Annotated in this window: 21 protein-coding genes; 9 read left to right on the top strand and 12 right to left on the bottom strand. The window is 36.7% G+C overall.

The annotated features are described in order from the left end of the window. Positions 1–472 precede the first annotated feature (472 nt). The 7 genes from NK356_RS16150 to NK356_RS16120 form a co-directional block, all read right to left on the bottom strand. Entirely contained in the window at positions 473–1,831 is a 1,359-nt protein-coding gene (locus NK356_RS16150) for a M28 family peptidase (RefSeq protein ID WP_034698522.1), read from the bottom strand. 3 nt (positions 1,832–1,834) lie between these two features. Continuing rightward, positions 1,835–3,193, bottom strand: a complete 1,359-nt coding sequence (locus NK356_RS16145; protein ID WP_253317454.1) for a M28 family peptidase — start codon at positions 3,191–3,193, stop codon at positions 1,835–1,837. A 2-nt stretch (positions 3,194–3,195) separates the two neighbouring features. Beyond that, a complete protein-coding gene (locus tag NK356_RS16140; RefSeq protein WP_253317453.1) occupies positions 3,196–4,599 on the bottom strand; it encodes a M28 family peptidase in 1,404 nt (467 codons plus the stop codon). A gap of 54 nt (positions 4,600–4,653) precedes the next feature. Next, complete coding sequence (locus NK356_RS16135; RefSeq protein ID WP_034698519.1) at positions 4,654–5,898, bottom strand: DUF1015 domain-containing protein; 1,245 nt, start codon at positions 5,896–5,898, stop codon at positions 4,654–4,656. A gap of 2 nt (positions 5,899–5,900) precedes the next feature. Next, entirely contained in the window at positions 5,901–6,866 is a 966-nt protein-coding gene (locus tag NK356_RS16130; RefSeq protein WP_034698517.1) for a D-2-hydroxyacid dehydrogenase, read from the bottom strand. Positions 6,867–6,974: 108 nt separating this feature from the next. Beyond that, entirely contained in the window at positions 6,975–8,039 is a 1,065-nt protein-coding gene (gene serC, locus NK356_RS16125) for a 3-phosphoserine/phosphohydroxythreonine transaminase (RefSeq protein ID WP_253317452.1), read from the bottom strand. A 107-nt stretch (positions 8,040–8,146) separates the two neighbouring features. Further along, entirely contained in the window at positions 8,147–8,497 is a 351-nt protein-coding gene (locus NK356_RS16120; RefSeq protein ID WP_034698512.1) for a 4Fe-4S dicluster domain-containing protein, read from the bottom strand. A gap of 59 nt (positions 8,498–8,556) precedes the next feature. Here NK356_RS16120 and NK356_RS16115 point away from each other — a divergent pair, with 59 nt between their 5' ends. The 3 genes from NK356_RS16115 to NK356_RS16105 are packed head-to-tail and all read left to right on the top strand — an operon-like array spanning position 8,557 to position 10,804. Then, entirely contained in the window at positions 8,557–9,591 is a 1,035-nt protein-coding gene (locus NK356_RS16115; RefSeq protein ID WP_034698508.1) for an acyl-CoA reductase, read from the top strand. A gap of 47 nt (positions 9,592–9,638) precedes the next feature. Continuing rightward, a complete protein-coding gene (locus NK356_RS16110; protein WP_253317451.1) occupies positions 9,639–10,076 on the top strand; it encodes a peptidylprolyl isomerase in 438 nt (145 codons plus the stop codon). Between the two features lie 38 nt (positions 10,077–10,114). Further along, positions 10,115–10,804, top strand: a complete 690-nt coding sequence (locus NK356_RS16105) for a Bax inhibitor-1 family protein (protein ID WP_034698502.1) — start codon at positions 10,115–10,117, stop codon at positions 10,802–10,804. Positions 10,805–11,570: 766 nt separating this feature from the next. On the opposite strand, the gene NK356_RS16100 is transcribed toward NK356_RS16105, so the two are convergent. The 5 genes from NK356_RS16100 to NK356_RS16080 all read right to left on the bottom strand — a co-directional run bounded on the left by NK356_RS16100 (position 11,571) and on the right by NK356_RS16080 (position 17,188). Next, entirely contained in the window at positions 11,571–11,819 is a 249-nt protein-coding gene (locus tag NK356_RS16100) for a hypothetical protein (protein ID WP_002980002.1), read from the bottom strand. Next, a complete protein-coding gene (locus tag NK356_RS16095) occupies positions 11,819–12,127 on the bottom strand; it encodes a thioredoxin family protein (protein WP_034698499.1) in 309 nt (102 codons plus the stop codon). Before NK356_RS16095 ends, NK356_RS16100 begins: the two co-directional genes overlap by 1 nt. Before the next feature lie 114 nt (positions 12,128–12,241). Next, positions 12,242–12,874, bottom strand: coding sequence for a peroxiredoxin (locus tag NK356_RS16090; RefSeq protein WP_034698496.1), 633 nt, complete (start codon positions 12,872–12,874; stop codon positions 12,242–12,244). Positions 12,875–13,021: 147 nt separating this feature from the next. After that, positions 13,022–15,961, bottom strand: coding sequence for a pitrilysin family protein (locus NK356_RS16085; RefSeq protein WP_253317450.1), 2,940 nt, complete (start codon positions 15,959–15,961; stop codon positions 13,022–13,024). A 33-nt stretch (positions 15,962–15,994) separates the two neighbouring features. Continuing rightward, positions 15,995–17,188: a pyridoxal phosphate-dependent aminotransferase gene (locus tag NK356_RS16080; protein WP_034698490.1), complete on the bottom strand. Its 1,194-nt coding sequence runs from the start codon at positions 17,186–17,188 to the stop codon at positions 15,995–15,997. Between the two features lie 179 nt (positions 17,189–17,367). On the opposite strand from NK356_RS16080, the gene NK356_RS16075 reads away from it, so the two are divergent. The 6 genes from NK356_RS16075 (at position 17,368) to NK356_RS16050 (ending at position 24,032) form a co-directional block, all read left to right on the top strand. After that, positions 17,368–18,204, top strand: a complete 837-nt coding sequence (locus NK356_RS16075; protein ID WP_253317449.1) for a GLPGLI family protein — start codon at positions 17,368–17,370, stop codon at positions 18,202–18,204. A 69-nt stretch (positions 18,205–18,273) separates the two neighbouring features. After that, complete coding sequence (locus NK356_RS16070) at positions 18,274–19,611, top strand: M20/M25/M40 family metallo-hydrolase (RefSeq protein WP_253317448.1); 1,338 nt, start codon at positions 18,274–18,276, stop codon at positions 19,609–19,611. A 98-nt stretch (positions 19,612–19,709) separates the two neighbouring features. Beyond that, complete coding sequence (gene rsmG, locus NK356_RS16065; protein WP_034698484.1) at positions 19,710–20,345, top strand: 16S rRNA (guanine(527)-N(7))-methyltransferase RsmG; 636 nt, start codon at positions 19,710–19,712, stop codon at positions 20,343–20,345. A gap of 62 nt (positions 20,346–20,407) precedes the next feature. Then, complete coding sequence (locus NK356_RS16060) at positions 20,408–20,812, top strand: hypothetical protein (RefSeq protein ID WP_034698481.1); 405 nt, start codon at positions 20,408–20,410, stop codon at positions 20,810–20,812. After that, positions 20,812–21,348 carry a hypothetical protein gene (locus tag NK356_RS16055; RefSeq protein ID WP_034698478.1) on the top strand — a complete coding sequence of 179 codons (537 nt, stop codon included), beginning with the start codon at positions 20,812–20,814 and terminating at the stop codon, positions 21,346–21,348. Before NK356_RS16060 ends, NK356_RS16055 begins: the two co-directional genes overlap by 1 nt. Next, positions 21,345–24,032, top strand: coding sequence for a PD-(D/E)XK nuclease family protein (locus NK356_RS16050; protein WP_034698476.1), 2,688 nt, complete (start codon positions 21,345–21,347; stop codon positions 24,030–24,032). The genes NK356_RS16055 and NK356_RS16050 overlap by 4 nt, the downstream gene beginning before the upstream one ends. Positions 24,033–24,116: the final 84 nt, after the last annotated feature.

Here is a 24,116-nt window from a genome sequence, read left to right as displayed (position 1 = left end):
TTGATATTATTGAATTCGTGTTATTCGTGAAATCATTCGCGTAATTTGTGTTTAAATTTTAAAAACACAAGCAGCACAAATATTCCTTCACAAATAGCGCAAATAAATATACGCAAGGATCCGTGTCAATCTGTGGAATCCGTGGGATACTTATAAGTTTCGGCTGAAGCCCTTTGATATTATTGAATTCGTGTTATTCGTGAAATCATTCGCGTAATTTGTGTTTAAATTTTAAAAACACAAGCAGCACAAATATTCCTTCACAAATAGCGCAAATAAATATACGCAAGGATCCGTGTCAATCTGTGGAATCCGTGGGATACTTATAAGTTTCGGCTAAAGCCAGAGGAAAATCTCTATAAAGATAAATGGGCTTCCTTCGTCTAAGCTCAGGATTTTAGCCCATTTCTATTGAATTACTAGCAGTATGAGTAAAAAAGAAAACCGCCTTTATAAGACGGTTTCATATGTATTACCAGTTTTTATCAATCATATAAATAATCTGGGTTAAAGCGGTTGCTCCCAATAAAAGCTCTCTTCGGTTCACCTTTTCAAAAGTATCTTCTTCTGTGTGGTGGATATCGAAATAACGTTGAGAATCCGGCATCAGCTCAGCAGCTGGAATTCCCATGTCGTGAAGCGGATAAAGATCTGTTCCTGAAAACCGCTCTTCAAAATTATACACTCCGTAAGGAAGGAATAAATTCGACCAGCTTTTAATCTGATTTCTTTTCGTATCATCCATATCCAGGGCAATACCTCTTGGGGCGAAACCTCCGGCATCTGTTTCAATGGCAAAAAGATGTTTTTCGTTTTTCTCTTTTACGGATTTACCATATTGGATTCCGCCTTTTACTCCGTTTTCTTCATTAGCGAAGCAAACAACTCTGATGGTGTGGTTGTTCGGAATACCTAACTTTTTAAAGGTTCTTAGTACTTCAATGCTTTGTACAATTCCGGCTCCGTCATCATGTGCGCCTTCACCTACATCCCAGGAATCTAGGTGTCCACCGACAACAATCACACTTTGATCTTTTTTACCGGTGATTTCCCCGATTACAGAATGGGAGAGCTTTTCTCCTTTCATTCCACAGTTGGAATTCAGTTTCGCCGTAACTTTCTGGCTTTTCAGTAAAGCTTCCAGTTCATCTGCAGTCGTGCTTCCAATGGCAACTGCCGGTATTTTGGAAACCTTGTCTTCATAGCGCATGGCTCCGGTGTGAGGCACGTCGTCAAAAGCAGAAGACAGAGATCTTACGATGGCAAATTTTCCCCCTTTTTTAGCAGTTAGAGAAGCTGCAGTCGTTCTGTATTTTGCTGCATCTCCGTAAGCTTTGAAGGTTTCTATGAAAGACTGGCTGAACGCATAGTTGAAAAATACAATTTTATCTTTCACTTTTTCAGCAGGAAGCTTTTCATATTCTTCCATGGATTTTACCATGATGATTTCTCCGGAAACATCTTTTCCTCCGGTTCCTTCAGAATTTCCAAGGGAAAGCATTTTAAGGCTTTTCCATTTTCCGTTGGAAGTCTGGATGTTCAAAGATTCTTTTCCTCTTACCCATACCGGGATCATCACTTCCTGAAGCCATACTTTATCAGCTCCGGCATCACGAAGTTTCTGTTCAGCCCATTTTACAGACTTTTCATAGGCTTCAGAACCGCTTAGACGGTGGCCTATGTTTTTCGTAAGCTCTCTCAGCTCAGTATATCCTTTTCCGTTATTCAGAATTTCTGTTGAGATTTTTCTGAACTGGATAGAATCTTCTTTAGACTGGCCAAAAGCGACCATTCCAAAAAGTAATAATGAAGTTCCTAGTATCTTTTTCATTGTTTACCAATTTTTATCAATCATATAAATAAGTTGTGTCATCACTGCAGAACCGAGCAACAGCTCTCTTCGGTTGACTTTTTCAAAAGTGTCTTCTTCCGTATGGTGAATATCGAAATAGCGTTGCGGATCCGGCACCAGTTCAGCAGTGGGAACTCCCATTTCATGAAGTGGAGCGATATCTGATCCGGAATATTTACCTTCAAAGTTGTAAACGCCATAAGGTAAAAACAGATTCACCCAGCTTTTAATCTGGTTTCTTTGAGTTTCATCCATTTCCAGAGAAATTCCCCGTGGTGAAAAACCTCCCGCATCCGATTCTATAGCAAATAGATGTTTTTCGTTGTTTTCTTTGACAACTTTACCATATTGTTTTCCTCCTTTTGTTCCATTCTCTTCGTTGGCAAAACAAACGGCGCGAATGGTATGATTATTCTGAATACCTAATTTTTTAAAGGTTCTTAATACCTCAATACTTTGAACAATTCCAGCCCCGTCATCATGAGCACCTTCTCCAACATCCCAGGAATCTAAATGTCCACCAACAACAATAACACTTTGGTCTTTTTTACCGGTAATTTCCCCGATGACAGAATGGGAAAGTTTTTCGCCCTTCATTCCACAGCTGGAGTTAAGTTTAGCCGTTACTTTCTGCTTTTTCAACAGTATTTCCAGTTCATCAGCAGAGGTATTTCCGATCGCAATGGCCGGTATTTTTGAAATGTTTTCATCATAGCGCATATTGCCTGTGTGAGGTACATCATCAAAAGCGGAAGAAAGAGATCTGATGATGGCAAATTTTCCTCCTTTTTTAGCTGTTAATGAAGCGGCAGTTCTTCTGTAAGCGCCAGCATCACGATAAGAGATGAATGTCTGTACATTTCCCTGATTAAAAGGGTAGTTGAAAAATACAATTTTATCTTTCACTTTTTCAGCGGGAAGCTGATCATATTCTTCCAGTGATTTTACCATAATAATATCACCTGATACGTCTTTTCCTCCTGTTCCTTCGGAATTTCCAAGGGAGAGCATTTTCATACTTTTCCAATTTCCATTAGAAGTTTTGATGTACAATGATTCTTTTCCTCTTGCCCAAACCGGAATCATAACTTCCTGAAGCCATACTTTATCAGCTCCGGCATCACGAAGCTTCTGGGCAGCCCACTGTACGGATTTCTCATAGGCTTCAGAACCGCTTAAACGGTTGCCTATGGTTTTGGTAAGTTCTCGAAGTTCATTGTATCCTTTACCGTTGTTCAGAATTTCAGTGGAAATTCTTTTGAATTGGATGGAATCATCTTTAGTTTGGCTAAAAACATTTATTCCAAGAAGTAATAATGTTGTTCCTAATATCTTTTTCATTGTTACCAGTTTTTATCAACCATAAAAATCATCTGTGTTATGGCGACAGCTCCAAGAAGAAGCTCTCTTTTATTTACTTTATCAAAAGTGTCTTGTTCAGAATGATGATAATCAAAATACCTTTGTGTATCTACAACTAGCTCTGCTAAAGAAATATCCAGTTTTTTTAAAGGTGAAATATCCTGAATTACTTCTGTCTGGTCGAAATCATAAACGCCATAAGGAAGGAAATATTCTTTCCACGGATACACCAGTCTTCTTCTTTGAGGAGACATATCTAAGGAAAACCCTCTCGGAGAATAGCCTCCGGCATCGGTTCCTAAGGCAAATACATGCTTTTCGTCTTTCTTTTTTACATATGCTGCATACATCTCACGGCCCTGTCCTCCGTTTTCACTGTTGGCATACAAAACTACACGGATGGTGTGGTTATTTTCATATCCAAGTGCTTTCAGGGTTCTTAGCACTTCAATGCACTGCACAACGCCTGTTCCATCATCCACTGCACCTTCACCAATATCCCACGAATCCAGTTGAGCACCCAAAACAATTACTTTAGAATCTTTTTTACCCTGAATTTCAGCAATGATATTGGGATTTGTTGTATCACCTTTTGACTCTGCAGTCATGTTAATTTTAGCTGTGACTTTTTGCTTTTTTAAGGTTTTCTCCAATTCATCTGCAGATCTTACTCCAATTGATAAAGCTGGAATTTTAACTTTATCATCAGGTTCGTAGTAAATCATTTTAGCATGAGGAGTGTCATCATTAGCTGTGGTAAGTGATCTTATAATTAAAGCTTTTGCGCCTGTTTTAGCAATCACAGAAGCGGAAATTAATTTTGATTTTGCAGTCTGCAAATAGGAATCACTGGTGTTGATAATTTTCGGGTCCATAGGAACATTCACGAAAACTATTTTATCTTTTAACTGGCCTAGTGACATGGCATTCAGCTCTGATGTGGAATTGATTAAAATGACTTCACCCACCAGATCTTTTCCTCCTGTTCCTTCAGAATTTCCGAAAGAAAGCATTCTGATGTTTTTCCAATCTCCATTTCCTGCTTTGATCTGTAAAGATTCTTTTCCTCTGATCCAGACTGGTGCTTTGGCCTCCTGTCTCCATATCATATTAATCCCAATTTCCTTGAATTTTTTTTCTGCCCATTCTACAGCTTTGGTATAACCGGGAGTTGCACTGAAACGTGGACCAATTCTTTTGGTGAGTTCTCCGAGATTATCATAAGCAGTACCGTTGGTCATAATTTCATCTGAAATTTTTCTGAACTCATCATGATAATTGAATTTGGCAACAGTACCTTTTTTTGCCGGGCTTTTTTGTGGCTTTTTCTGAGAAAATAAAAATCCACTCAAAAAGAGTGGAAGTATAATGAATATTTTTTTCATTTTTTATTTACTAATCTTTTCCATTGATAAAAGTAGGGAAAAAATAGGAATTTATTAAGGTTTCATATCGTACATTAATAAAGCTGTAATCAATTTAGGCTCAATAAATGTACATTTTGGAGGCATGCTTAATTTTAAGTCTGAAATTTTAATCATGTCATTAAAGCTTACAGGATAAATTCCAAAACCAACTTTACCTTCACCGTTGTCTACTTTTTCTTTTAAAAGATTAATTCCATTGATATTGGAAGTTCCTTTTACGTAAGAAATAAGTTCAGAACTGTCCGGATCTTCAATTTTCAGAATATTTTTGAAAATATACTTATCTAAAAGATGGTGGTCCAGATTATCCAGAGACATTTCTTTGGAGCGGAGATCATGCTTCACGTGAAGAGAATAGAACTTCCCATCCATATACATTGAAATATGGAATTTTTGAGAAGGGTAGTATGATGCTTCTCCTTTTTCGTGAATCAGGAAATATGTCTCAAGTTCTTTCAGGAAATCTGCCGGAGAAATACCATTCAGGTCATGTAAGATTCTGTTGTAATCATGAATCTTTATCGACTGGTTGGAAACAATGAAACTGTATACAAAGTTGTAAAGCTCTGTCCCGTTATGTTTCTTATTCTTCTCCTTGTGATATTTTGCGTTGATTGCTGTGGAGCCAATTCTGTGGTGTCCGTCAGCAATATAAAACGAATCAATCTGATCAATTACTTCTTTAAATTGCTGTAGCTTCAGACGGTTGTCTATTCTCCAGATTTTATGTCTGATCCCCATCGAATCTACATGATTGAAGATAGGAACATTTTTTTCCTCATGATTCATCAGCAATTCAATTTTTGAATTGGCAGGGTAGGTAAGAAGCACAGGTTCAGCCTGCAGGTTTACTTTTTCAAGGTAATGAGCCAGTTTTTCCTTTTTCTGCGGGATGGTACTTTCATGTCTTTTGATTTTTCCATTCCAGAAATCTTCAATACTTGCCAATCCCAGAAGTCCTCTGAACATCTGTTTGTTGGGGTAGATCTGCTCATAAAGATAGTAGGCTGAATTGTCCTGGACCAATTTCTTTTCTTCCAGAAGCTCTTCAAATGTGGAACGGATCTTTCGAAGGTTCCGGTCAATATCTTTAGATTTACTTACAACATAGGGTTTAATCATATTGATGTAAGTATTTTCAACTTGAGCCTTCTCTGCGATCTCTTCCTGGGTGAAATTATCCAGTGGATGGGTAGGGAAAGTACTCTCAAAGTCTCTATGAGGTCTTATTCCACGGAAAGGTTTAAAAACAGGCATATTTATCTTATAGTTTCTTTTTGTAGCTTAATAATTTGTTCTGCAAGTTCGATACCGATTTTTTCTTGCGCATCCACCGTATTGCCACCTACGTGAGGGGAAAGTGATAATGCAGGGTTCATCAGTAAAGGCAGTTCCGGGCTTGGTTCGTTTTCAAAAACATCCAATGCAGCTCCGGCTACTTTTCCTGACTCGATAAAATCGATAAGGGTCACTTCATTGATGACACCTCCTCTTGCAGTATTTACAATATAGACTCCATCTTTCATTTTTTCAAACTGAGGGGTGTCTATAATATACTCATTCGTTTTCGGCGTATTGATACTGATGAAATCCGCCTCTTTAAGGAATGCATCCATATCATTGGTGGAAGTGATTTCAAAGTTCACAGACTGTCCGTTGAAGAAGTTCAGTGTAAGAACTTCTGTTTTCGGGCTTCTTGTCAGAACGGTTACTTTCATTCCTAATGCAATTCCTATCTTTATGACTTCCTGGCCAATGCTTCCAAAGCCGATTACTCCTAATGTTTTTCCTGAAAGTTCATACGCATTGCTGAATGACTTTTTCATAGCATTGAAATGAGTTTCTCCTTCCAGAGGCATCAATCTGTTCGATTCGTGAAGGAATCTTGCCAATGAAATGAAGTGTCCGAAAACCAGTTCTGCCACTGATTTTGAAGATGCTGTAGGCGTATTGATGACTTTGATGCCTTTACTTTTGGCATATTCTACATCAATATTGTCCATTCCGATACCGCCTCTTCCGATAATCTTAAGGCCCGGGCATGCATCAATCAGATCCTGTCTTACTTTCGTTGCACTTCTTACCAGAAGAACATCCACATTATTATCGTTGATAAAATTAATAACGTGATCCTGAGCCACTCTATTGTCCAGAATTTCAATTCCGGCTTCTTTTAGAGTGTTTTCTCCTGCTTTTGAAATTCCGTCGTTTGCTAAAACTTTCATGAGTTATTTTATTGATGTTAGATTGAAGATGTCAGAAGTTAGATTTTGAGGCCTGTTATCCGACATCTTTTGTCTTAATCCTTTTATTTTTCGGTCGCCTAATATAAGCTATTTTATTGACTTCATTACATCCACCAAAACCTGTACGCTTTCGATAGGTAAGGCATTGTATAAACTAGCTCTGTATCCACCAAGGCTTCTGTGTCCGTTTAATCCGCTGATCCCTGCTGCTTTCCATGCATTGTCAAATTCTTCTTTCTTGCTTTCGTCTGTAATTTTGAAAGAAACATTCATAAGTGAACGGTCTTCTTTTACGCAGAAAGTTTCGAATAACGGGTTGCTGTCGATTTCGTCATATAAAAGTTTGGCTTTAGCTTCATTTCTTTGTTCTGCAGCAGCAATTCCTCCATTTCTTTCAAGATATTGAAGAGTAAGTAAAGAAGCATATACAGGGAATACCGGTGGAGTATTGTACATAGATTCTTTAGCAATATGCTGAGAATAATCCAGAATAGAGAACATATTTTCTCTTCCTGTTTTACCAAGAATTTCTTTTTTGATAACCACTAAAGTAACTCCTGCAGGTCCCATATTTTTCTGAGCTCCGGCATAGATCAGATCAAATTTAGAGAAATCCAGTTGTCTTGAGAAAATATCAGAACTCATATCACATACCATCAGTGTATCTACTTCAGGGAAAGATTTCATTTGAGTTCCATAAATGGTGTTGTTGGAAGTACAGTGGAAATAATCGTATTCTGCACCTACCTTATAATCTTTAGGAATAAAAGAATAGTTTTCTTCTTTTGAAGAACCTACTACATCTACAGTTCCTACTTTTTTTGCTTCTTTAATAGCTCCGGCTGCCCAAGTTCCTGTATCCAGGTAAGCTGCTTTTCCTCCTACTTTCATCAGGTTGTAAGGAACCATTGCAAACTGCAGGCTGGCACCACCTCCTAAATAAAGTACTTCATAATCATCACCAAGATTCATCAATCTTTTTACAATGGCACGCGCTTCGTCCATTACCGCAACGAAATCCTTGCTTCTGTGAGAAATTTCAAGAAGAGACAATCCAATACCATTAAAGTCAAGGATAGCCTGTGCTGATTTTTCAAATACCTCTTGTGGTAAAATACATGGTCCTGCGCTGAAGTTGTGCTTTTTGTTCATATTTTTATTTTTTGGGTGCTTCAGGACTTGCAATCCTTCTGCTTTATTTTGATTTAATTGGATTTTGGGTTAAAAAAACCGCCTCACAGATGATGAGACGGAATTTTTTATTCGCCGTGTAAGAATGCTTTTTTATTAAGAAGAGCTTCTTCAGATTCTACGTGATCTTCATCAGGTACACAGCAGTCTACAGGGCATACCGCTGCACACTGAGGTTCTTCATGGAATCCTTTACATTCTGTACATTTATCTGTTACAATGAAGTATACATCATCACTTACAGGTTCCTGTGGTGAATTGGCATCTACAGTAAGTCCCGACGGCATCGTAATCGTACCTTGAAGAGCCGTACCGTCAGAAGCTTTCCAATCTACAGCTCCTTCATATATTGCATTGTTTGGGCATTCCGGTTCGCAAGCCCCACAGTTAATGCATTCATCAGTTATTTTAATAGCCATCGCTAATTTTTTTTAAATTTGCACAAAATTACAAAATTTTACCCAATTTTAAAGTAATTATGAATACCGAAAATCAAGTTTTAGGACTTATTAAATTAAGTGGTTATATAAAAGCGTTTTTAGCTAAGAAACCGGAAAACCACAATGAAGATGATGCTGATATCGAATTATTGTTAAAAAGATCTGAAATAGAGAATCCGTGGTTTACCATTGATAATCAGAAATTTGCTTTACAGCAATGGACAGATCTTCTGACTGAAGAAAATATCAAAACATGGCTTGGAAATTATTCAATCTCTAAAATTTCTAAAAGAGTTGGATTAATTTTAGCTGGAAATATCCCTTTGGTAGGGTTTCATGATGTCATGTCTGTTGTTTTAAGTAATCACATCCCAGTAATTAAGCTGTCTTCAAAGGATAAGTATATGATTCCGTTTTTATTAAAGAAATGGAATGAATTCTCCAATGAGAATGTAGCTTTTGAATTTGTAGAAAAATTAGAGAATTTTGATGCAGTTATTGCTACTGGAAGTAATAATACGGCAAGATATCTGGAATATTATTTTAAAAATCATTTGAATATTATCCGTAAGAACAGAACTTCCGTTGCGGTTTTGAAAGGTGATGAAACGAATGAAGAATTGCAGCTTCTGGCGAAAGATATTTTCCAGTATTTTGGATTAGGATGCAGAAATGTGACTAGAATTTTCATTCCTCAGGATTTTGTGATTGACAGGTTGTTTGAAAACTTCTTAGGCTTCCAGGATATTATCAATCATAACAAATATGCCAACAACTATGATTATAACAGAGCGGTTTATCTTTTGAACCAGGATAAATTCTGGGATAATAATTTTGTAATGCTGAAAGAGGATGATAAGCTCTTCAGCCCGCTTTCTGTAATCAATTTCAGCAGATATGAATCGTTGGATGATGTGAAAAATTTCATTGCTGAAAATGAGGAAAATATCCAGTGTGTAGTAGCAAAAGGAGAGGTCGGATTGGATGCTATCCCTTTTGGTGAAGCACAAAATCCAGGCCTTGATACGTATGCAGATAATGTAGATACAATGAAATTTTTAGAACTGGTCTGATTTTCGTATCTTCCATCACTTATTTCACCAGAACAAAAATGAATACTATGAAAAAATTATTGCTGGGACTTGCTCTCTTAGGGGGACAGTTGATTTTTGCACAGAAAGTAACAGGTGCAAAGGTTGAAAACAGTCCCAAAAAAGAGCAGCAGGCTAGTATAAGTAAGGAGAAGGTTAGTTTGTATAATGAAAACTTCCTGAAGTTTGTTGAGGCTTTACAGGCTTCTGACCGAACAACCATTGATGGATTGCTTTCTGATAAGGTAAAGGAAATTGTTACGGATGATGTTCTTAAAAAAGTCAAAGAAGGTATTAATCCTAATAAAAAGCTTGAAATCTTAAAAGCAGGATATTATAAAACGATGGATGGAACCAATCATCCAAGTATTAAATATAAATACGCAGGAGAGTCGTCTTCCAAAGAGGCTATTACCGCTGTATTTGAAGATGATGGGAAAATCCTGGGAGTGTTGCCTGCGAAGTAAATAAAATTTATTTTCGATTAACTAAAAAAATATTAACTATGATGACAGATGTTTTAGTCGCTCATTCTTCGGATGTGGAGAAGGCGAGTTTTTACAAGAAGACGTATTTGCATGTTGCTTTATCTATTCTTGCATTTATTGGAGTTGAAACGATATTATTGAAAACTGTTCCGGCAGAACTTATTGCGATGATGTTTAGCCAAAGGTATATCTGGCTGTTGATTATCGGAGTTTTCTGGCTAGCTTCGGTTTTAGCTTCCAAATGGTCTCTTTCACAAAGTAAATCTACCCAATATATGGGACTTGGTTTTTATATCTTGCTGGAAGCGATTATCTTTTTACCTCTGCTTTTTATTGCAACCAATATGACGGGTGGTACCAATGTGATCTTCCAGGCTGCTACTTTAACGATTGCTATGTTTGCGGGTATTTCTGCAGTAGCATTCACTTCTAAAAGAGATTTTTCTTTCTTGAGAAATATTATTGTAATCGGTGGATTTATTTCCATTGGATTAATTGTAGGAGGGATGATCTTCGGATTTAACCTTGGGTTGTGGTTTTCCGTTGGAATGGTGATTTTAGCGTCAGCTACCATTCTATATCAGACAAGTAAATTAAAAGATTCTTATGGAACGAATCAGTATGTAGGAGCGGCATTGCAGCTTTTTGCTTCAATTATGCTTTTATTCTGGTATATTCTGAGTATTTTGATGAATAGAAGAAGCTAATTGATTAGTTGTCTTAGCTTTAAAAATATAGTCCCGGTGATTTTTCATCGGGATTTTTTTTATTATTTAAACACAAAATTTAAACACAAATGTCACTAATGTTTTCACGAATAACACTAATTCAATAGGATCAATAGGAATGGGCTAAAATCCTGAGCTTAGACGAAGGAAGCCTGTTTATTTTAAATGAATCTTTTCCAACGGCTTTAGCCGAAACTTATAAGTATCCCACAGATTTCACAGATTGACACGGATGATTGTGTGTAATTTATTTGTGTTACTTGTGGTTTTTAAAATTTAAACACAAATGTCACTAATATTTTCACAAATAACACTAATTCAATAGGATCAATAGGAATGGGCTAAAATCCTGAGCTTAGACGAAGGAAACCCGTTTTATATTTTATGGGTGCTTTCCAATGGCTTTAGCCGAAACTTATAAGTATCCCACAGATTCCACAGATTGACGCGAATGATTACGTTTAATTTATTTGTGATATTTGTGAAATCATTTGTGTTATTCGTGTTTTAAACCAAAAACCCAAAAAATCCTGATGAAATGATCACCGGGATTTTAATTGGTTATTCTTTACAATTTTTCATACAACTTCCAGCTCCATGTGACCGGTTAAAGTCCTTTGAAGTTCATTTTAAGTTGAAAGAAAAGATTCTTAAAGAATAGAAAAAAGTATAGTAATGAGGAAAACCTCAGGTATTGTATAGTTTGTGTTTTTACAATCTTTTGATTAAAAATAATCGAAAGATGTTATTTGTCAATTGATCCTAAAACCTTCTGAGCAAAAGAGTTTAAAGCATCTTTCTCGCTCATTCCGTTTTGTACATTCGCGTGAACTTCCAGAGCTCCGCAGATGTTAGTGATCAATTCTCCTGCAACATTCAGGTCTTCTTCGCTTGTTCCTCTGAATTCGCAGAAACTTTCCAGTACTTCTAAAGTCTTTTCAAGATTTTCAGGAGTCTGATTCTGATAAAACTGTCTGATTACGGGTAATTTCATTATGCTAATTCGTTAAAAAGGTTAATTAAACTTTCTGCCTGGTTAGATTGAACCTGGTTTACCAATTCTCCGTTTTTAAAGATGGCGAAAGTAGGTAAGTTGTCTACTTTTGCTAATTTTCTGCTTTCTGGAAGCTTTTCAGCATCTACATATAAAAATGGAATAGAGTCATTTTCAGATGCTAATTTTTTGAATTTCGGCTTCATGATTCTGCAGTTTCCGCACCATGTTGCGCCATACTGAACAACTACTTTTTCATTGTCGTTCACTATGTTTTGTAATGTATCTTCGGTTAATTCTGTGTACATGATTGTAATTTGAAAATTTGTTAATTTGAAAATGTGCTAATGCTTTGTAAAGAAGAAAATGAGATAATTTTTGATAATTCTCCAATTATCTCATTTTCAAATTAACACATTATATTAGTTCTTCGCTAAGTATTCTGCTGTAGAAGTTCTGTCAGCTTTCATAGCGTCTTTCCCTTCTTCCCAGTTTGCAGGACATACTTCACCGTGCTTTTGTACGTGTGTGTAAGCGTCAATTAATCTTAAGAATTCTTTTACGTTTCTTCCTAGAGGCATATCGTTTACCGCTTCGTGGAAGATTTTTCCAGTTTCGTCGATAAGGTAAGTTGCTCTGTAAGTTACGTTAGAACCTGTGAAAACTTCATTTCCATCTTCATCATATTCGAAGTCCTGATCAACAATTCCCAATGTGTTAGCCAATTGTCTGTGAGTATCAGCTAAAAGTGGGTAAGTTACTCCTTCAATTCCTCCGTTATCTTTTGGTGTGTTCAACCAAGCGAAGTGTACTTCGTTAGTATCACAAGATGCACCAATTACTTTAGTGTTTCTTTTTTCGAATTCACCTAAAGCCTCCTGGAAAGCGTGAAGCTCAGTAGGACATACGAAAGTGAAATCTTTAGGGTACCAGAATAAAAGAACTTTTTGCTGGTTGTTTACTGCTTCATCAAGGATGTTGATTCTTAAATCGTCACCCATTTCAGACATTGCGTCAATTGTTAAATTTGGGAATTTTTTTCCTACTAAAGACATAATTTTCTGTTTTTATATTTAAATTTCTGTTGCAAATATATAAAAGATTCATCTATCGAACAAACTAAAATCGATAAATAAAATCTATAATCGTTTTTGGTGTGTTGTTAAATAAAAAAGCCCTGATATCAGGGCTTTTTGTTTATTTTAATAACCAAATATTTCAGTTAAATTAAGTTTTTTTACTTCGCCTAATTTCTGCATATCGGCCTCATTTACTTTATCTTGAGAAGCGACAAGGCAGTAGGTGTAGTTCTTGTTTTTCATTTCCTTATCATGGAATGAGTTGATGTCTGTGAAAGACAGTTTTGGTGCCTGTTCATAAACATTTTTTCTCATATCAAAGTTGTTTCCAAGCTTTTGAGATTTCAGATAAGAGAAGATGATTCCATCCTGAGTAATTCTTTCAGAAGCAATTGATTTTTTCAATCCGCTTTTCGCTGTTTCAAATAACTGCTCAGATTTTGGAAGGGTAGTCAGAAGCTCGTTCATCGCTGTTGTAGACTCATTGAATTTGTCTGCCTGCGTTCCTACATAAGCCATCACCATGTCTTTGTCTGTTTTCTTACTTGGAAGTGCAAAATAAGAATACGTAGAATAAGCCAGTGCTTTTGATTCTCTGATAGTCTGGAATACAATAGATCCCATTCCGCCTCCGAAATAGTTGTTGAATAAACTTACCGTTGGAGTAGTGGATGCATTGTACGGGTCAGAATTTCTTACCCAGAACACTTCTGCCTGTACCATATCATAATGAGCAAATAAAACCTTGTTCTTATCAGTTGGGATCTGAGCGAAAGTTTTAGACTTAGGAAGATCTTTCAGGGTAGCAGGAAGTTTGTGGATAGGTTTCAAAGCTGCTACTACATCATTTCCTGATTTTGGTCCATAATACAGTACTTTGTGCTTGAAATTGAATAAATCATGAAGAACATTAATTAAGTCTTCTGCTTTTAATGCATCAAGTTCAGCATCGCTTAGTACATTGTTGAAAGGGTTCTGAGCGCCATATTGAGCATAACTTCTCAATCCGGACATGATTACTCCCTTATTCTGTTTTGCGTTCGCTCTGGCTTTCTTCAACCTAACTTTGTAAGCATCAAGAGCGGCCTGGTCTGCCTGACAGTTTTTGATTAAATCTTCAAATAAAGAAATGGTTTTATCAAAGTTTTCATTTAAACCTTCCAGTGATACATAAGTTTCCTCGTTTCCTGCACTCACATTGAAGCTTGAGGCAAGTTTGTAGAATTCTTTACTGATGATTTCAGAAGACTTGTCTTTCGTTCCTAAGTACTGAAGATATTCTGCGGCCAGTGGAAGGATTTTGTTGTTCCATTTTCCTGAATCAAAGTGATAATACATTCTGAACAGAGCGTTGTCAGTATTTTTTACAGAAAGTACATCTACAGCAGCTAATTTGTTTTTAGCGATGTCTTTGTCATAATTCAACCATACCGGAGCGATAGGGTTTTCAGGCATTTCATCAATCTTCTTAAGGAAAGGAGATTGGTCTTCTCTGTTAACAGAAACAGGTGTAATGGTTGGTTTATCAACTTTTACAATACTCTTGTCTTCACCTTTTCTTTTGTAAACCGCAACGTAGTTATTATTCTGAAGATATTTGGATACAAAATCCATGATATCTTTTTTCGTCAGTTTTGAAATCTCATCAACATACTCAAGTGATGCTTTGTGATCAACCTCTGAAGTGAATTCATCCATTAGGATGCTTGCTCTTGACGAATATTTTTCATCCTTCTGAATAATACCTTTCTTCTCGTTGTTCACGATAGACTGAATAAGATCATCAGAAAAATCCCCTTTTCTTAATTTGTCAATTTCCTGAAGAAGAAGGTTTTTTACTTCATCCAGAGATTGACCTTCAGTAGGTTTACCCTGTAAAAGTAAAACTGAATAATCTTTTAAAGCATAAGAACCTGCGTAAGCTCCAAGTAATTTTTGTTTTTTTACCAGATCAAGGTCGATTAACCCGGCCTGTCCGTTGGTAAGCATATTTCCAACAAGGTTCAGCATTCTGGCATCTTTGGTAGATGCTCCCGGAAATCTGAATCCAAGCATTACGTTTTCAGGATTCGGTCCTACCACTTCTTTTACAACCGGAGCGGTGATAGGTTTTTCCTGTCCAACTTTATATTCAGGAATTGCTTTAGGCTTCATATAAGAGAAAGCCTTATCAATTTTTGCAATCACTTCATCCGGATTAAAATCTCCGGACATGATGATTCCCATGTTATTCGGAACGTAATAATTGTTATAATATTCTCTGATAGCGTGCAGAGAGGGGTTTTTCAGGTGTTCAATGGTTCCGATGGTGGTTTGCTTTCCATAATTGTTGTTAGGGAAAAGATTGGCAAACATGGTATCGAAAACTTTATCTCCGTCATCATCAAGAGATCTGTTTTTTTCTTCATATACCGCTTCAAGTTCTGTGTGGAAAAGTCTTAGAACCGGTTCTCTGAATCTTTCAGCCTGTACCGCAAGGAATTTGTCAAGAACATTGGCAGGTACATCTTCCGTGTACACCGTTTGTTCAAAAGAAGTGAAGGCATTGGTGCCATCAGCTCCCATACCAGCCATCATTTTATCGTATTCATTTGCGATTGCAAATTTTGCTGCCTCTCCGGAAACCCTGTCAATTTCTTTATAGATTTCTTTTCTTTTGGCTTCATCCTTAGTCTGGTTGTACTTTTCGTAAAGAGCGTCAATCTGGTCTAAAAGAGGTTTTTCTTTTGCCCAGTCTTTAGATCCAAACTGGTTTGTTCCTTTGAAAAGCATGTGTTCCAGATAATGGGCAAGACCTGTGTGGTCTGCAGGATCGGTTTTGCTTCCGGCTTTTGTTGCAATATACGTTTGTATTCTTGGATCCTTATTGGTAGGACTCAAAATAACCGTTAATCCGTTTTTCAAAGTGTAATACCTTGCAGAAGTAGGGTCGTTGGTCACGTATTTGTACTTGTAGCCATTGGAAGTCGCTTCTTTCCATTGGAAATCCTGGCCAAAAGCATATCCTGCGAAACTTGCAGCGGCAATACTTGTAGCGATGGTTAGTTTTTTTAACAGATTCATTGCTGTCGTGTTTTATTTTGGGTTATTAATTTGTTAATTGAATTTTTCCAATAAGTTTTTGATTCTTTTCATAGCTTCTCTTAAATCTTCCTCAGAAGCGGCATAAGAGAATCTGATACATTCCGGGCTTCCAAAAGAGAATCCGCCTACACATCCCACATGAGCATTTTCCAGAAGGAACATGGCAAAGTCGTCAGAGTTTTTAATTTCTGTTCCATCAAGGGTTTTTCCAATATAGTACGAAATATCCGGGAAGAAGTAGAAGGCAGCCTTTGGAAGGACCACTTTGAATCCTGGGATTTCTTTGATCAGTTCATAGACAAGATCTCTTCTTTTTTTGAAAGCATCAATCATGTATCTGTATTCGGAAGGATCTGTTTTCAGGGCAACAATAGAAGCTCTCTGTGCTACCGTATTAGCGCCGCTGGTCATCTGTCCCTGTACTTTTTCGCAAGCTTTTGCCAGCCATTCCGGACATGCTGAATACCCGATTCTCCATCCAGTCATAGCAAATGCTTTTGACATACCATTGATTACCGCAGTCTGTTCATACACTTCCGGGAACTGAGCAATGGAAGTGGTGTTGGTTTCGTAATTGATATATTCATAAATCTCATCAGAAATTATCGTTATCTGAGGATATTTAGCAATTACTTTGGCAATCGATTTTAATTCATCATAAGTATAATATCCTCCTGAAGGGTTGCACGGAGAACTGAAAAGGACAGCTTTAGTTTTTTCAGTAATAGCTTCTTCAAGTTGTTCTGCAGTCACTTTGAAATCGGTAACATACGACGTAGGAAGCATTACAGAAGTTCCGCCCATCATTTTTACCATTTCATCATAGCTTACCCAATATGGTGCAGGAAGCAGAACTTCATCACCATCATTGATAATAGCAGCCAGAACATTGATAATAGCCTGCTTCGCTCCATTGGAAACACAAATCTGAGTAGGTTTGTATTCCAGATTATTATCTCTTTTTAATTTATATGCAATAGCCTCACGCAATTCCAGAAATCCTGGAACAGGAGAATAGTGGCTGTAATTTTGATTGATGGCATCGAATGCTGCCTGTTTGATGTTGTCCGGAACATCGAAATCCGGTTCGCCAAGAGTTAAGCTAATCACATCTATTCCGCTGGCTTTCATTTCTCTGGCTTTGTTAGACATTACAAATGTCTGGGAGTATCCTAATCTTTTTACTCTATCTGAAAGTTTATCCATTGTATTTTTTTGAATTTTAACAAATATATAATAAAAACGTCTTGTGGAGGTAATAAAAGTAAGGGTACTTTAAAGATTTTTGTCAGGTTTTAGTCAAATCTTCTTTTAGATTATAAAAATCTTTTCTTTTGATGTATGGGACTGATTTTAATCTTATTTTAGCCAAAAAACTTATTTCCATGAAGAAGATATTCAAAGCAATGTTTTTGTTATCCGTGCCACTTTTATATGCACAGAATTACCGTTTTGTTTATGAATATAAGATGAAACCGACTATTGAAAAAAAGGATTCTGTAGTAATCAATTATATGAACCTGGATACGGATGGGAAGAAATCCTATTTCACTAATGCCGTTAAATATGAAAGAGATTCAGTGTATCGGGTAGACAAAAACTACTCTGCATTGTTGAAAGGCAAAAATTATGACCGTAACCTGAGCTATATTATTGAGAAAAACTATTCCCAAAAGACGATAAACCTATATGATAAATACAAAAGTGTAAGTCTGGTAACTATAGATCAGGAAATCCCAAAATGGAAAATTGAAAATGAGTTTAAAAAGATCAACGATCTGAATTGCCAGAAAGCGGTTGCAGATTATAAAGGCCGAACATGGGAAGCATGGTTTAGCAAGGATTTTCCCGTAAGCGATGGCCCATACAAATTCAGTGGTCTTCCGGGACTTGTTGTTGCCATTAAGGACGGGGACAATGATCACGTTTTCGAATTGGTTCAGATTAAGAAAATTAAAGCAGTCACAGCGCTTGTACCCAAAAATAATAAGCAGATGAATGGTGAAGAATATAGAAAGCTTATTAAGAATTATACTTTTAATCCGGCGGAAGACATTGCAGCGATGAATATGGATTCCAAAAGCGGGACGATGGAAATGCAGCTGAAAGATGGTTATGTTGCTCAGCTGGATATCAATAAGCTCAAAAAATACGGAGCAAAAATGGATGATGTTATTGCAGAAATGCTAAAAATGGGCACTAATCCTATTGAAAGAGATTAAAATAAATTCTGATAAGAAATGATTTTGCTGTGTAGGGTTTTGTATCTTTAACAATCTAAGATCTGCCCTATGAAATATTCCGTTTTTTTATTACTTATTTCGTGTACTGTTTTTTCCCAGAAGCACTCAAAAGATGATGAAGTGAAAAAATATGTCTCGCAGGTGAATGAAGATTCATTAAAATCATATATCGGAAAGTTGGTAAGTTTTGAAACCCGGCATACCTTGAGTTCGATAGATGATTCTAAGCACGGAATAGGTGCCGCAAGAAACTGGGTGATCAGGAAATTCAAAGATTATGCTAAAAATTCGGGTGGAAGAATGGAGGTGTATCTACAACAGGAAGATATTCAGCCGGATGGAAAAAGAATTGATAAAATAGTAAATCTTGGAAATGCTGTTGCCTTTCTGAAAGGAACAGATCCGAATGATAAAAGAATTTTCCTGATCGGAGGGCATCTTGACTCAAGAGTGAGCGATGTGATGAACAGAACTTCCAAAGCGCCTGGTGCCAATGATGATGGGAGTGGAGTAAGTGCTGTGATAGAATCTGCCAGAATACTGAGCAAATCTTCATTTCCGGCATCTATTATTTTTGTGGCCTTTTCGGGAGAAGAACAATCTTTGTTAGGTTCTAAACAATTGGCCGAGAAAATTAAAAGAGAAAATGGGCAACTGGAAGCTGTTTTGAATAATGATATGATCGGTAACCCCAAAGCAGGAGAAACAGGAGAGATCAACACCCGTATACTTCGTGTTTTCAGCGAAGGTCTGCCATACAAAGATCTGGATAAAAAAGCAATGACAATCAGGAATCTGGGTTTTGAAAACGATAGTGAATCCAGGCAGCTGGCTCGTTATATCAAAGAAATTACAGAACAATATGTGAAAGGATTGGAAATTAAACTGATCTATAGGAATGACAGATTTTTGCGTGGAGGAGATCACACCAGCTTTGTGAATAACGGATTTCCTTCTGTAAGACTGACGGAATATTATGAAAACTACGATCATCAGCATCAGGACATAAGAAGTGAAAACAATAGGCAATATGGTGATCTTCCTGAGTTTATAGATTTTAAATATCTGAAAAAGAATGTCGCTGCCAATGTTGCCGTATTGGCAAGCCTTGCAAAATCTACCTCGAAACCTGAGAAAGTGGAAATGGATGTGAAAGAGCTGACAAATTCAACAACTTTACATTGGGAAAAACCAAAATCCGGAATTCCGGCAGGATATTATGTGCTGGCAAGGGAAACAGACAGTCCGGTATGGCAGAAAAAAATATTCACCACTGAACTTTCTATGAAGATTCCGCTTTCGAAAGACAATTATATTTTTGCAGTACAGAGCGTGAGCCCGTCAGGAAACCTGAGTGTCCCTGTCATACCAGGAATTGCAAAGTGATGGATTTTGCTGAAAACCAGAATTTACTGCCGGATCAGGAAAAGTAGATTTGAATACAAGAGAAATAAAACTTATTTTTGCGGTTTATAATAATTCACATGTCTGCATCGTTACTATTAAAATATTTCCCGGATCTTACTGAAAAACAGAAAGAACAGTTCTCAAAACTGGAAAGTCTGTACAATGAATGGAATGAAAAGATCAATGTAATTTCCAGAAAAGATATGGAATCACTGTATGAAAAGCATATTCTGCACTCGTTGGGAATTGCAAAAGTGATGGAATTTGCACCGGGAACCAAAGTTTTGGATATCGGAACCGGAGGTGGTTTTCCAGGTATTCCTCTGGCGATCCTTTTTCCTGAAACAGAATTTACGCTGATTGATTCTATTGGTAAGAAAATCAGTGTGGTACAGGCTGTTGCAGATGGAGTAGGACTTACTAATGTAACGGCTATCCATGGAAGAGCAGAAAAGCTTAAAGAAAAATTCCACTTTGTAGTCAGTAGAGCGGTAACTCAAATGCCGGAATTTTTAAGATGGCTGAAAGGGAAATTTGAAAAAGAACAGTTTAACCCTAAACATAACGGAATTTTATATTTGAAAGGCGGTGATCTTGCTGAAGAACTTGCCGGACTTAAATGTGAAATTTTCAATCTTAAACACTATTTTGATGAAGAATTTTTTGATACGAAGAAAGTAGTTTATGTATCAAAAGGTAATTTTAATTCCTGATTTTTATGTGAATAAGGAATAATTTTTGCTAATATTTGTTAATAATCAGAAAAGTAAAGGTTATGAAAAAACTTTTAAATATTGGATTTTCAGTATTCGTGTTGGGCGTGCTTCTGGTTTCGTGTGATGATGATGATTATCATACCATTGAATCTATTGGTAAAATCAAAATAGACAGTGTAAAAATTGTCAATGATACCATGGATGTTTTTGCAATACAGAGCATTAAAACTTATTCCACATATCCGTCTCATTGTGAGGGTTTTTACGGATATGATTATGTTTACAATACCAATCTGGAAAGAACGGTTACTTCCTATAAATATATTACCAACGGACCTTGTACACAAGGGAATTACGTGGGAGCGAATCAAATAAACTTCAGTCCTCAAAGAAAAGGTACTTATACTTTTAAATTCTGGAATGGAGGAAATAACTGGATCACGAAAACAATTGTAGTGGAATAATGAGATTGACTTTTGTATTATGTTTATTGGCAGTGCAGGCTGTATCCGGACAGAAAATTATCTGGGAAGAAGGCAAAAAATTAACGTGGGATAACTTTAAAAGCCCGGTTAGCAAGAAAAAGAATCCTGATGTAGTGGCTTACACCCATTGTGGCTGGGAATTTTATTCTGAAAAATCTTCCGATCCAAAAGCACCGGTTACGATTACCATCAAAACCCTGTTTCATGAAGATAAATCCTGGAAAGATGCTAAAAGAATGGATGATTATATTCTTCTTCATGAGCAAAAGCATTTTGATATTGCAGAATTATTTGTGAGAAAATTCAGAAAAGCTGTTGCTGAAAAAATTAAAAATTCCGGAGATTATAATAAGTATTTCAAAACCATTTATGACGGAATAGCTATTGATTATAAAAACTTCCAGATGGCCTATGACAGCGAAACCCGTCATGGAATCGATAAAGAAAAACAAACCGAATATAATCAGTTGATTTCTGAACAACTAGACAACTTAAAAAGCTACCAAACCCTTTGAAATTCCTCAATAAGATCATCCACGAACTGCTAGCACAAAACACTGACCTTTCTGCGTTTAATATCATTCTGCCCGGAAAACGTCCCATTGTGTTTATCAGACAGATTCTGGAGGAAAATAACTATTCAGGGTTTCTTCCCAATTTTTTTACGATTGAGGAACTTATCAATAAAATAGCGGATCATCAGACCATTCAGGGGATTCCGTTGTGGCTTTTCTCTTTTGATGTGTACCGAAGCCTGAATCTTATCCCAAGAGATGATTTTTCCGATTTTCTGAAGTGGTTTCCCACCTTACAGAAGGATTGGGATGATATTCTCAAATTCTCAGATAGCGATCAGGCAGTTCTGCAGTATATGTTTGATGAGGAAAGGATCAAAGAATGGGCTCAGGACCTTGGAGAGGATGACGATGTTCCACGAAAAAAGTTTCTTAATTTCTGGCAGAATATGAGCGTTTTTCTCCCTGTTCTAAAAGAAAGATTGCAGGAGAGAAACTGGGCAACTTCCGGAATGATTCACGAGGCGGCTAAAGCCAGGATTGCCGATTTTGCAAAAAATACCAAAGAAGAATTTGTTTTTTGTGGTTTCAATGCCTTTACTCCCGTAGAAGAAAAGCTTGTAAGAAGCCTTTTGCAGTGGAATAAAGCGCAGTGCTTCTTTCAGGCAGACCGTTATTATTTCGATGATGAGAGACAGGAAGCCGGAAAATTCCTTAGAAATCATAAAACATGGAAAGAATTTGATGATAACAGAGCTTTCCAATGGATAGAAGACGATTTTAATCAACCTAAAAAAATTAAGGTATACGAAGTGTCCGGAAATGTAACCCAGACCAAAGTACTGCCTGAGATCTTTAAAGAGATCAATAATAAAACTTACTCCAATACTGCGGTAGTGCTGCTGGATGAAAACCTTCTTCCTGCCAGTCTTGATGTGATGCATGGTGTTGATAATTTGAATATTACAATGGGATTTCCGTTGAAAAACTTATCTTTCTCCAATGCTGTGAAACGTCTTTTCTACCTGCAGAAACAATTGGAAAAAAACAAACTGTCTTATTATTACAGAGATGTTTTTCCCATTTTGGAAGAACTTCCCAAATCTGTAGAAGATGAACAGATTATCAATGATTTTAAAGCCAAAGTAGAAGAGAGGAATATTGTCTATATTTCTCGGAAGCTTTTACATGAACTGCTTAGTGGTCTGTCTTATTATGGCCTTCTTCAAAAAGCAACAGGAACCAATGGCTATCTGGATATGCTTATAGAGTTCTGCCAGCAGGTAAAATGGCTTGAGATAGATGATATTCAGTATGAGAATGTCTCTCACTTTGAAAATGCATTCAGGATCATCAAAAACCAGCTGACTCCCTACAACATTGAGATCAAAATGGAAACGCTGGAAATTCTGATCAATCAGCATATCAATTCTGAGAGTATTGATTTTCAGGGAGAGCCTCTGAGAGGACTTCAGATCATGGGATTATTGGAAACGCGTCTTTTGAATTTCGAAAACGTTATTCTGCTTTCCGTAAACGAAGGAAAACTTCCCCTTGGAAACTCCCAGAATACCTATATTCCTTTTGATATCCGAAGGTTCTTTGATCTTCATACTTTCCTGGAAAATGACAGCATTTATGCCTATCACTTTTACAGGCTGATTCAGGATGCGAAGAATGTACATTTGCTGTACAATGCTTTAAGTTCCGGAGTGAATACCGGCGAGAAGAGCCGTTTCATTACACAGATCGAAATGGAGAGTTCTCATGACATCGAACATCTCATTATTGAAAATTCTTCCGAACCTATTGCCACCAAACCGATAGAAATTTCCAAGACCCAAATTGTACAGGATCGTCTTCAAAAATGGAAGGAAAAAGTATCAGCTTCCCATCTGACGAGTTATCTTTATAATCCGATTGATTTCTACCTTTCCAAGATTTTAAATACTTCGGAAACAGATGAAATTGAAGAAGAACTGTCGATAAAAAATTACGGAAATCTAGTCCATTATTCACTTCAAGAAGTGTATGAGGTATTAAAGGGTAAGGTTTTAAAAGAAAGTGATTTAAAGAATTCAGTTAAAGCAGTAGATGAATATATAAATATTGCTATTGAGAAACTGAAGCATCAGCCGGAATTCTATGAAAAAGGAATGAATTACATCCATAAGGCTATTGCTAAAAAGGTAATTGAAAATGTGCTGAATCATGATCTTGAGCTCATAAAACAGGGTAATAAACTGGAGATCATTGATATTGAAAGAAGGTTTGAAAATATAGATTTTCCTCTCGATGATAATGATAAAATTTCTTTCTTCGGATTCATTGACCGGATTGATAAGCTGAACGGTACTCTAAGAATTATTGATTATAAAACAGCGAAGATTAAAAATCTCAATGTAAAAATTGATCAGGATAATGTAGATGAATATTTTCACAACAGCGATAGAAAACAGGCACTTCAGCTTTGTATTTATCATTACGTTGTTCAGCACCTTCCTGAGTTTTGGGGATTCCCGATTGAAACAGGAATATGGAGTTTTGCAGACGCTAAGAAAGGAATGGTTTCATTGCAGTTCGATAAAGGAAATATTGACGATGCTATGAAATCGGTTAAAAGCCTTATTCTTGAAATCCTTAACCCGGATATTAATTTCGTGGAAACTATAAAAACGTATTGAAAATAGCTGACATGTATTGGGAAATATGTCTGACCTGAAAAATGAGGGAATTTTGTTTTTAAGTTATAGACTGAAATACATTTA

This window comes from Chryseobacterium sp. S0630 (assembly GCF_024158915.1).
Classification (GTDB): Bacteria; Bacteroidota; Bacteroidia; order Flavobacteriales; family Weeksellaceae; genus Chryseobacterium.
The sequence above is the reverse complement of the archived record's forward strand: the minus strand, read 5'-3'. Positions and strand labels throughout refer to the sequence as shown.

Excerpts from the sequence above, each read along its gene's own strand:
- NK356_RS16090 (WP_034698496.1), bottom strand. The coding sequence starts at position 12,874 with ATGTCTTTAGTAGGAAAAAAATTCCCAAATTTAACAATTGACGCAATG.
- NK356_RS16145 (WP_253317454.1), bottom strand. The coding sequence starts at position 3,193 with ATGAAAAAGATATTAGGAACAACATTATTACTTCTTGGAATAAATGTT.
- NK356_RS16095 (WP_034698499.1), bottom strand. The coding sequence starts at position 12,127 with ATGTACACAGAATTAACCGAAGATACATTACAAAACATAGTGAACGAC.
- rsmG (WP_034698484.1), top strand. The coding sequence starts at position 19,710 with ATGTCTGCATCGTTACTATTAAAATATTTCCCGGATCTTACTGAAAAA.
- NK356_RS16055 (WP_034698478.1), top strand. The coding sequence starts at position 20,812 with ATGAGATTGACTTTTGTATTATGTTTATTGGCAGTGCAGGCTGTATCC.
- serC (WP_253317452.1), bottom strand. The coding sequence starts at position 8,039 with ATGAACAAAAAGCACAACTTCAGCGCAGGACCATGTATTTTACCACAA.
- NK356_RS16070 (WP_253317448.1), top strand. The coding sequence starts at position 18,274 with ATGAAATATTCCGTTTTTTTATTACTTATTTCGTGTACTGTTTTTTCC.
- NK356_RS16135 (WP_034698519.1), bottom strand. The coding sequence starts at position 5,898 with ATGCCTGTTTTTAAACCTTTCCGTGGAATAAGACCTCATAGAGACTTT.
- NK356_RS16150 (WP_034698522.1), bottom strand. The coding sequence starts at position 1,831 with ATGAAAAAGATACTAGGAACTTCATTATTACTTTTTGGAATGGTCGCT.
- NK356_RS16080 (WP_034698490.1), bottom strand. The coding sequence starts at position 17,188 with ATGGATAAACTTTCAGATAGAGTAAAAAGATTAGGATACTCCCAGACA.
- NK356_RS16060 (WP_034698481.1), top strand. The coding sequence starts at position 20,408 with ATGAAAAAACTTTTAAATATTGGATTTTCAGTATTCGTGTTGGGCGTG.
- NK356_RS16110 (WP_253317451.1), top strand. The coding sequence starts at position 9,639 with ATGAAAAAATTATTGCTGGGACTTGCTCTCTTAGGGGGACAGTTGATT.
- NK356_RS16100 (WP_002980002.1), bottom strand. The coding sequence starts at position 11,819 with ATGAAATTACCCGTAATCAGACAGTTTTATCAGAATCAGACTCCTGAA.
- NK356_RS16140 (WP_253317453.1), bottom strand. The coding sequence starts at position 4,599 with ATGAAAAAAATATTCATTATACTTCCACTCTTTTTGAGTGGATTTTTA.
- NK356_RS16075 (WP_253317449.1), top strand. The coding sequence starts at position 17,368 with ATGAAGAAGATATTCAAAGCAATGTTTTTGTTATCCGTGCCACTTTTA.
- NK356_RS16120 (WP_034698512.1), bottom strand. The coding sequence starts at position 8,497 with ATGGCTATTAAAATAACTGATGAATGCATTAACTGTGGGGCTTGCGAA.
- NK356_RS16085 (WP_253317450.1), bottom strand. The coding sequence starts at position 15,961 with ATGAATCTGTTAAAAAAACTAACCATCGCTACAAGTATTGCCGCTGCA.
- NK356_RS16105 (WP_034698502.1), top strand. The coding sequence starts at position 10,115 with ATGATGACAGATGTTTTAGTCGCTCATTCTTCGGATGTGGAGAAGGCG.
- NK356_RS16130 (WP_034698517.1), bottom strand. The coding sequence starts at position 6,866 with ATGAAAGTTTTAGCAAACGACGGAATTTCAAAAGCAGGAGAAAACACT.
- NK356_RS16115 (WP_034698508.1), top strand. The coding sequence starts at position 8,557 with ATGAATACCGAAAATCAAGTTTTAGGACTTATTAAATTAAGTGGTTAT.